Source organism: Kitasatospora sp. NPDC003701 (assembly GCF_053587085.1).
The window spans coordinates 1-8530 of record NZ_JBSFNM010000069.1 but is presented as its reverse complement, the minus strand read 5'-3'; the positions used below and the strand labels follow the sequence as shown (position 1 = coordinate 8530).

Genomic DNA, 8530 nt, shown 5'->3' with positions numbered 1-8530 from the left:
GTCTTCCGCTACCCGCTCTTCCCCCGCCCGGTCTTCCCCCATCCGGCAAACGGAGCCACTGCCATGAGCCTGCCCGACCCACCACTGGGCCGCCGACACTTCCTCACCGGTGCCGCCATCACCGCGGGCGCCGTCGTGCTGCCCCTCCACCTCCTTCCGTCCCGGGCCGCGGCGGCCGTGCCGCCCCAGGTCACCCTCCCGGAGCGGGGCATCCACGACACCGCCCCCGCCACGGAGTGGACCGACGGCTTCCTCACCGGCAACGGCGAGTACGGCGCGGTGCTCCACGGGAGCCCGGCCCTGGAGGAGGTCGTCCTGAACCACCACCGCTTCGTCCTCCCCAACGGCACCCGCACGGTCCAGCCCCCCGACCTCGCCGGCCGGCTCCCCGCCGTGCAGGACAAGGCCCTCGCCGGCGACTACGGCGGCGCGTCGGCCACCTTCGCCGGCGACTGGAGCCTGCGCTGGACCCAGACCTTCCACCCCGGCTACGAACTCCGGTTGAGCAGCCCGGAGATGAGCGCCACCGCCGACTACGCGCGGATGACCGACTTCCGCACCGGCGAGGTCACCCACACCTGGACCGACGCGTACGGCACCTGGAAGCGCCACGCCTTCGCCTCCCGCGCGGACCAGGTCGTCGTCCACGAGCTGCTGCCCGCGGCCGGGCGGACCGTCGACACCGTGCTCAGCGTCGACACCGCCCTCGAAGGGACGCCGAACAGCGTCACCTTCGGCACCACGGCGACGGTCGTCGGCCGGGACGGCTACCTCAACCTCCGCGGCACCTACCCCGCCGGGCAGGGGGCGTACGGCTACGAGGGCGTCACCCGGGTCGTCGTCACCGGCGCCAAGGCCTCGGTGACCGCCAACGGCGTCACCCTGGTCGTCGCCAGGGCCACCAAGGTGCTGCTGCTCACCAAGCTGGACCGGTACGAGACGCCGACCGGCTGGGACGCCAAGCCGCTCCAGGCCGCACTCGGCGCCCTGACCGCCTCCTACGGCACCCTGCTGGGCCGGCACCGGCCGCTGCACCAGGCCATGTTCGACGGCTCCAGCCTCGACCTCGACGTTCCGGCCGCCGACCGCCGGTTGTCCACCAGCGAGCTCACGGCCCGCCAGAACGGCAACAGGTCGGTCATCGACCTCGCGCTGCTGGAGCGCCTGTACGACTCCGGCCGCTACCTGTTCGTCAGCTCCAGCGGTGTCCTCCCGCCGCGGCTCACCGGCATCTGGTCCGGCAGCTGGACCGGTGCCTGGGCCGACGACATCACCACCGACGCCAACGTCAACCTCCAGGTCGCCGGCGGCAACATCCTGAACCACGGCACCGCGATGCAGGGCTACTTCGACCTGGTCCTCGGACAACTCGCCGACTGGCGCGACAACGCGGCCAGGATCTACGGGGCCCGCGGCTTCCTCGCCCCGACCCGCACCGACGGCGAGCACGGCCACATGCTCCACTTCAACGACGGCGACTTCCCCGGCCAGTGCTGGACCGGCGGCGCCGACTGGCTGCTCCACCCGCTGCTGGAGTACTACCAGGTCACCGGCGACGCCGCCTTCCTCCGCGACAAGCTCGGCCCGGCCCTCATGGAACTCGCCCTGTTCTACGAGGACTTCCTGACCCGCACCGACGCGGGCGGGAAGAAGGTCTTCGTCCCGTCCTTCTCGATGGAGAACTCGCCCTCGAACACCGGGCAGATGCTCTCGGTCAACGCCACCGGCGACATCATGGCCGGCCGGCACGCCCTCCGGGCCGCCGTCGACGCCGCCGACACGCTCGGCGTCGAGCAGGGCCCCGGGCGGGGCGTCGCCCGCTGGACGGCCCTGCTGGCCCAACTGCCCGACTACACGGTCAACAACGACGGCGCGCTCGCGGAATGGTCCTGGCCCGGCCTGACCGACCGCTACAACCACCGGCACGTCCACCACCTGTACGGCGCCTGGCCCCTGCACGAGATCAACCCCGAGGACCGCCCCGACCTGGTCCGCTCCGCCGGCCGGGCCCTCGACCTGCGCGGCGACGAGAACCTCTCGGCGCACGGCAGCCTCCACCGCGCGCTGGCCCGGGCCCGCCTCAAGGACGGCGCGGGCGTCCACGAGAACCTCAGGAAGATCCTCGGCGGCAACATGCTGTTCCGCTCCCTGATGACCTCCCACAACCCCGACCTCACCACCTACAACTGCGACGCCGCCAACACCCTGCCGGCCGTCCTCGCCGAAGCGCTCCTCTACACCCGCCCGGGCGTCCTGGAGCTCCTGCCCGCGCTGCCCGGCCAACTCGCCAAGGGCACCGTCAAGGGCGTCCGCGGCCGCAACCGCGTCCTGGTCAACAGCCTCAGCTGGGACACCGCGGCCCGTACCGTCACCGCCACCGTGGTCTCGGACATCACCCAGGAGATCACGCTGATCTGCCGCCGCGGCATCACCTCCGTCGCGACCGGGGCCCCGGTGGCGCCCTCCCCGCTCGGCGCCCACGCCAGGAGGGTGACCCTCACCGCTGGCACCCGCACCCGGATCACCCTGGGCCTGCTCGCCGGCACCTACCGCCTGGTCAACCGCGCCAGCGGCAAGGTCCTCGACGTCCTCGGCGCCTCCACCTCCGACGGCGGCCCCGTCGTCGAGTGGCCCTGGAACGGCGGCGCCAACCAGCGGTGGACCCTCGAACCCGAGGCGGACGGCTCCTTCCGCCTGGTGAACGTCCACAGCGGCAAGGTCCTGGACAACCCCGGCGCCTCCACCGCCCCGGGCCAGGCCCTGGACCAGTGGACCGGCACCAGGAGCCCCAACCAGTGGTGGCGGGTGGTCCCCGCCGCGACCGCGGGCCACGTCAACCTGGTCAACGTGTCCAGCGGGCTGTCCGTGGACGTGGAGACCGCCTCCACCGCCGACGGCGCCCGGATCGTCCAGCAGCCCGCCCGCGGCACGGCCGGCCAGGACTGGAGGCTGGAGAGCGTCTGAGCGGCCCCCCGGCGAGCCCGCGCCGGCCCCGGCGCGGGCTCCACCGCGGTCAGAAACCGCTCCTGGGCACCCGGTGCACACCCGCCCGGAACTTGGGGAGCCGGACCGTGACCTTCATGCCCGCCCCGACGGCCGTCTCGATGACCAGCCCGTGGTCCTCGCCGTAGACCCGGCGCAGCCGTTCGTCGACGTTGACCAGACCGATGCCCGACGTTCCGCCCACCTCCCCGGCCAGGATGCGCCGCAGTTCCGCCGGATCCATGCCGACCCCGTCGTCCTCGACGGTCACCACCGCCTCGGCACCGGCGTCCTGGGCGGAGATGGAGATCCGGCACTCGCCCCGGGAATCCTCCAGGCCGTGCTTGACGGCGTTCTCCACCAGCGGCTGGAGACAGAGGAAGGGCATGGTGACCGGGAGCACCTCGGGAGCCACCTGGAGGGTCACCTTCAGCCGGTCGCCGAACCGGGCCCCCGCCAGCGCCAGGTACTGCTCGATGCAGCGCAACTCGTCGGCGAGGTGCGTGAAGTCGCCGTGCCTGCGGAACGAGTACCGGGTGAAGTCGGCGAACTCCAGCAGGAGTTCACGGGCCCGCTCGGGGTCGGTGCGGACGAAGGAGGCGATCGCGGCCAGCGAGTTGAAGATGAAGTGCGGGGAGATCTGGGCCCGCAGCGCCCGGATCTCCGCCTCGATGATCCGCGTGCGGGAGCGGTCCAGCTCGGCCAGCTCCAGCTGCACGGACACCCAGCGGGCGACTTCGGTCGCGGCCCGCACCAGCACGGCGGACTCCCGCGAGCCGTAGGCCACCAGTGCGCCGAGGACGCCCTCCTCCCCGGTCAGCGGGGCGATGACGGCCCAGCGGAGCGGGCACGCGGGATCGTCACAGCCGGTGTGGACGCTCTGGCTGCGCCCCGAGGCGAGGACGTCCGTGATCCGCCCCATCACCCGCTGCGGGTGGTGGTCGGAGCCCCGGCCGTCCCAGGCCAGGACGGTGTCCCGGTCGGTGAGGCACAGGGCCTCGGTGCCGAGCAGGGAGCGCAGCTGACGGGCGGCCCTGCGGGCGGTGTCCTCGGTGAGTCCGGCCCGCAACGGGGGCGCGGCGAGGGAGGCGGTGTGCAGGGTCTGGAAGGTCGCCCGCTCGACCGGGGTGCCGAGATCGAGATCCCGCCCCGAGCCGCGTCGCGCGCTCGCCCGGCCGAGCAGGAAGCCGACGGCGAGCAGCACGACCACGGCGGTGCAGACGGCGGTGAGGGTCCCTGCGGTCATGGCCGCCCCGCGAGGTCCGTGGGGTCGGCGAGACCGCTTCGGGTGCGCGTGCCGCCGCCCGCCCTCGGCTGCGGGAGGCCGACCATGGACTCGGGCAGGTGGAGTCGCGCCAGGATGGCCGCGGCCCCGGCCGGTGCGTGCCGCTGCGTCGCGAGCGACACCAGCACCATGGTGAGGAAGCCGAGCGGGACCGACCAGACGGCGGGCCAGGCCAGCAGGGCGTCGACCCAGCCCGTCGGGGCGATCCCGGCCCGGGAGACCAGGACGGCCGCCAGGGCCGAGCCGCCTCCGGCGAGGAGACCGGCCGCGGCACCCGGCGGCGTCAGCCGGCGCCACCAGATCCCGAGGACGAGCAACGGGCAGAAGGAGGACGCCGAAACGGCGAACGGGAGGGCGACCGCGTCCGCGACCGGCACGTGGCTGGCGACGACGCTCACCGCGCAGGGCACGGCCATCGCGAGGACGGCCGCCAGGCGGAAGGACCGCACCCCGGCCGAGGGGAGGACGTCCTGGGACAGCACGCCCGCGACGGAGGTGGTCAGCCCGGACGCGGTGGACAGGAAGGCGGCGAACGCGCCCCCGGCCAGCAGCGCACCCAGCAGGTCCCCCGGCACCCCGCCGATCACGCGCTCCGGCAGGACGAGCACCGCGGCGTCGGCCGCGCCCGTGAGGGCGAGCTCAGGCGCGTAGACCCGGCTCAGCGCCCCGTACACCGGCGGCAGCAGGTAGAAGGCGGCGACCAACCCGAGGACGACCAGCGTGGTGCGGCGCGCGGCCCGCCCGTCGGGGCTGGTGTAGAAGCGGACGGCGACGTGGGGCAGCCCCATCGTGCCGAGGAAGGTCGCCATGATCAGCCCGTACGTCGCGTACAGCCGGTAGCCCTCGCGGCCGTCCCCCGCGAAGGGCGAGGACCGGGCCGTGTCGGTCCCGCTGGAGGCCGGCCGGGGGACCTCTGCGCCGCCCGCGAAGGTCAACTCGGTCCCGGCGAGGACGTGGTGGGTGCCCTTGCCCAGGGTGAGCCGGTCACCGTCGTGGCGGGCACCGTCGACCTCGCCGACGACCCCGACCGTCAGGGCTCGTCCAGTCGGATTCGGGTGGTGTCGTGGATCCGCACGACGGTGTGCTCCCGGAAGACGGCGGGGGCGTCGAACCCGGCCCGCGGTGTGTCGTCGCCGAACCAGGCGGCGAGCAGGAACAGTGCGGGGACCAGGAGTGCGGTGAGCTTGAGCCAGTACTGGAAGGCCTGGACGAAGGTGATGCTGCGCATGCCGCCGGCGGCGACGACCCCGGTGACGACGACGGCGACGACGATGCCGCCGAGCCATTCGGGCGCGCCGGTCAGGATCTCCAGGGTGAGGCCGGCACCCTGCAGTTGCGGCAGCAGGTAGAGCCAGCCGATGCCGACGACGAACAGGCCGGCCAGCCGGCGCACGCCGGGCGATTCGAGCCGGGCCTCGGCGAAGTCGGGGATGGTGTAGGCACCGGAGCGCCGCAGCGGGGCGGCGACCAGGACCAGCAGGACCAGGAAGCCGGCCGTGTAGCCGACCGGGTACCAGAGCATGTCCGGGCCCTGGAGGAAGAGCAGGCCCGCGATGCCGAGGAAGGAGGCGGCGGAGAGGTACTCGCCGCTGATGGCGGCGGCGTTGAGGCCCGGTCCGACGGTGCGGGAGGCGACGTAGAAGTCGGAGGTGGTGCGGGAGATGCGCAGCCCGAGCGCACCGATCAGGACGGTGGCGACGACGACGAGGGCGACGGCCGTCACCGCGTAGGTCTGGTTCACCGGGCCGTCCCCATCAGCGCCTGCTCAGCGGCCTTCGACGAGCCCGGTGAAGTCGCGCTCGTTGCGTTCGGCGCGGCGGACGTAGCGGCGGGCGATGAGCCAGACCACCGGGTAGACGGCCACGCCGAGCACCGCCCAGAGGACCGGGCGGGGCAGCGAGAAGGAGCCGGCGGCGGGGGAGGCGAACAGCAGCGGCAGGGGCCCGACCAGGAGCAGCAGCAGACCCAGTGCGGACAACCCGGCGCGCAGCTGACTCCGCATCAGCGAGCGCACGTACACATCACCCAGGGGCGTCTGCTCGCTGATCTCGCTGCGCGCCGGGCGGTGACCGGGCGGGCGGCGGACGGGTCCGGGTGTGCGGGTGACGACCTCGCGGCGGGGTCGGTGCTCTGCTGGCATCGCATCGGCTCCGGGCAGGTGGGGGCGGGCCCGTCCGGACGGGCGTCCGGGGTCATCGAAGAGTACAGAGCGACGGGGGAGGAAGGTAGATCATGTACGGATAATTCCGAGGTCACCGGGGAGTGCGGCGAGGGAGGGCCGCGCCGGACGCCGTGTGCGCGGTGCGCCACCCGGGGTCAGCCGTGCGCCCGGCGGATCAGCAGGTCACGGAGTTGGCGGGCGTGGCGGCGGCTGACCGGGAGGACGGTGGCCCCGACGCGCACGGTGGTCGCCCCGGAGTCCAGCCGCAGCTCGTCGATGCGCCCGAGGGCGACGAGGTGGCTGCGGTGGATGCGGACGAAACCCCGGGCGGCCCAGCGTTCCTCCAGGACGGCCAGCGGGATCCGGACGAGGTGGACGGCGTCGGCGGTGTGCAGCCGGGCGTAGTCGCCGTGGGCCTCGACGTAGGCGATGTCGCCGACCGCGACGAACCGGATCACACCCGCGCGGTCCACCTGGATGTACTCGTCCGCGTCCCCGCCCGGGGAGCCCTCGGCCGTGGCCGGAGCCGTCGGCGGGGCTTCGGCGGGGGGAGCGCTCTCGCGCGCGGCCTCGGCCAGCTCGCTCACCCGGCGGACCGCCTCCGCCAGTCGTTCCCGCCGCACCGGCTTGAGCACGTAGTCGACGGCCTTCAGGTCGAACGCCGTGACGGCGAAGTTCTCGTGGGCCGTGACGAACACGATCAGCGGAGGGCGGGCGAACCCGGCGAGGAGCCTGGCGGTGTCGAGCCCGGTCAGCCCCGGCATGTGGATGTCGAGGAAGACCACGTCGACGGCCTGCGGGGCGTCGGGCCCCGCGTCGAGCGCCCGGCTGAGCCGGAGCAGCGCCTCGGTGGCGTCGGTGGCCCCCTCGGCGCTGCGGACCCGCGGGTCGGCGCGCAGGAGGTACAGCAGCTCCTCCAGCGCCGGCCTCTCGTCGTCGACGGCCAGTACGCGCAGCATGGTGCGGAGTGTAGTCCGCGGCGGGCGACGTCCACCCAGTCGTGACGTGCCTCTTCGGCGTTCACCTGCGGGTGGGCGACCCGCACCCGCCCGCACGGGGATCACCGAGCTGTCGGCGAGGGTGGTGGTGTCGCCGACCTCGCGGCCTCCCCCGTTCCGCGTACCCCCACCGAGGAGTACGCGGAACGGGACGAAGGCGGCTCCCACGCCCGGGGGATCGGCGGACGGTACGCGCGGTCACGTCCGGCGGTTCGTTCGGGGTGGGCTGCCCGGCCGGGTCAGTGGGCGCCGAGTCCGGTCAGCGAGCGGACCTCCAGTTCGGCGTACTTCGCCGGGTCGGCCTTCTCCTTGGAGAGCAGGGTGCCGATCAGGCCGGCCAGGAAGCCGATCGGGATGGAGACCAGGCCGGGGTTCTCCAGCGGGAACCAGTGGAAGTCGCTGTGGGGGAGCAGCGAGGTCGGCTTGCCGGAGACGACGGTCGAGAAGGTCACCAGCAGGACGGAGCTGATCAGACCTGCGTAGACCGAGCTGACCGCGCCGACGGTGTTGAAGCGCTTCCAGAAGAGGGAGTAGAGCAGGGTCGGCAGGTTGGCGGAGGCGGCGACCGCGAAGGCCAGCGCGACCAGGGCGGCGGTGTTCAGCTTGTCGGCGAAGAGCGACAGCACGATCGCGACGGCGCCGATCGCGACGGCGGCCAGCTTGGCCGAGCGCACCTCCTCCTTCTCGCTCGCCCTGCCGCGCCGGATGACGTTGGCGTAGAGGTCATGGGCGAAGGAGGCGGAGCTGGCGAGGGTCAGCCCGGCGACCACGGCGAGGATGGTGGCGAAGGCCACCGCGGAGATGATCGCGAGCAGGATCGCGCCGCCGGTGGTGCCGGCTCCGCCGCCCAGGTGTTCGGCGAGCAGCGGGGCCGCGGTGTTGCCCGCCGCGTTGGAGGCCTTGATGGTCTTCGGGCCGAGCAGGGCGGCCGCGCCGAAGCCGAGCGCCAGGGTCATCAGGTAGAAGCCGCCGATGATGCCGATCGCCCAGAGCACCGACTTCCGGGCGACCTTGGCGGTGGGCACGGTGTAGAAGCGGACCAGGATGTGCGGCAGACCGGCGGTGCCGAGCACCAGGGCGATGCCGAGGCTGAGGAAGTCGAGC

Annotated in this window: 5 protein-coding genes and 1 pseudogene; 1 reads left to right on the top strand and 5 read right to left on the bottom strand. The window is 73.5% G+C overall.

Annotated features, from left to right (window positions below; translation table 11 throughout):
- Nucleotides 1–63 precede the first annotated feature (63 nt).
- Complete coding sequence (locus tag ACWDRR_RS37945; protein ID WP_449776832.1) at nt 64–2964, top strand: glycosyl hydrolase family 95 catalytic domain-containing protein; 2901 nt, start codon at nt 64–66, stop codon at nt 2962–2964.
- A gap of 49 nt (nt 2965–3013) precedes the next feature.
- On the opposite strand, the gene ACWDRR_RS37940 is transcribed toward ACWDRR_RS37945, so the two are convergent.
- The 5 genes and pseudogenes from ACWDRR_RS37940 to ACWDRR_RS37920 all read right to left on the bottom strand — a co-directional run.
- On the bottom strand, nt 3014–4228 hold the full coding sequence (locus tag ACWDRR_RS37940; RefSeq protein WP_449776831.1) for a sensor histidine kinase: 1215 nt from the start codon (nt 4226–4228) through the stop codon (nt 3014–3016).
- Nucleotides 4225–6008: pseudogene (locus tag ACWDRR_RS37935) on the bottom strand (sodium/solute symporter). Before ACWDRR_RS37935 ends, ACWDRR_RS37940 begins: the two are co-directional and overlap by 4 nt.
- 24 nt (nt 6009–6032) lie before the next feature.
- Nucleotides 6033–6407: a hypothetical protein gene (locus ACWDRR_RS37930; protein WP_449776830.1), complete on the bottom strand. Its 375-nt coding sequence runs from the start codon at nt 6405–6407 to the stop codon at nt 6033–6035.
- Nucleotides 6408–6583: 176 nt separating this feature from the next.
- Complete coding sequence (locus ACWDRR_RS37925; RefSeq protein ID WP_449776829.1) at nt 6584–7387, bottom strand: LytR/AlgR family response regulator transcription factor; 804 nt, start codon at nt 7385–7387, stop codon at nt 6584–6586.
- Between the two features lie 278 nt (nt 7388–7665).
- On the bottom strand, nt 7666–8530 hold an 865-nt coding region (locus ACWDRR_RS37920; protein WP_449776828.1), incomplete at its 5' end, for a solute symporter family protein.

Bases quoted from the DNA above. Each gene is read 5' to 3' on its own strand.
- ACWDRR_RS37940 (WP_449776831.1), bottom strand. From the start codon at position 4,228: ATGACCGCAGGGACCCTCACCGCCGTCTGCACCGCCGTGGTCGTGCTG.
- ACWDRR_RS37925 (WP_449776829.1), bottom strand. From the start codon at position 7,387: ATGCTGCGCGTACTGGCCGTCGACGACGAGAGGCCGGCGCTGGAGGAG.
- ACWDRR_RS37945 (WP_449776832.1), top strand. From the start codon at position 64: ATGAGCCTGCCCGACCCACCACTGGGCCGCCGACACTTCCTCACCGGT.
- ACWDRR_RS37930 (WP_449776830.1), bottom strand. From the start codon at position 6,407: ATGCCAGCAGAGCACCGACCCCGCCGCGAGGTCGTCACCCGCACACCC.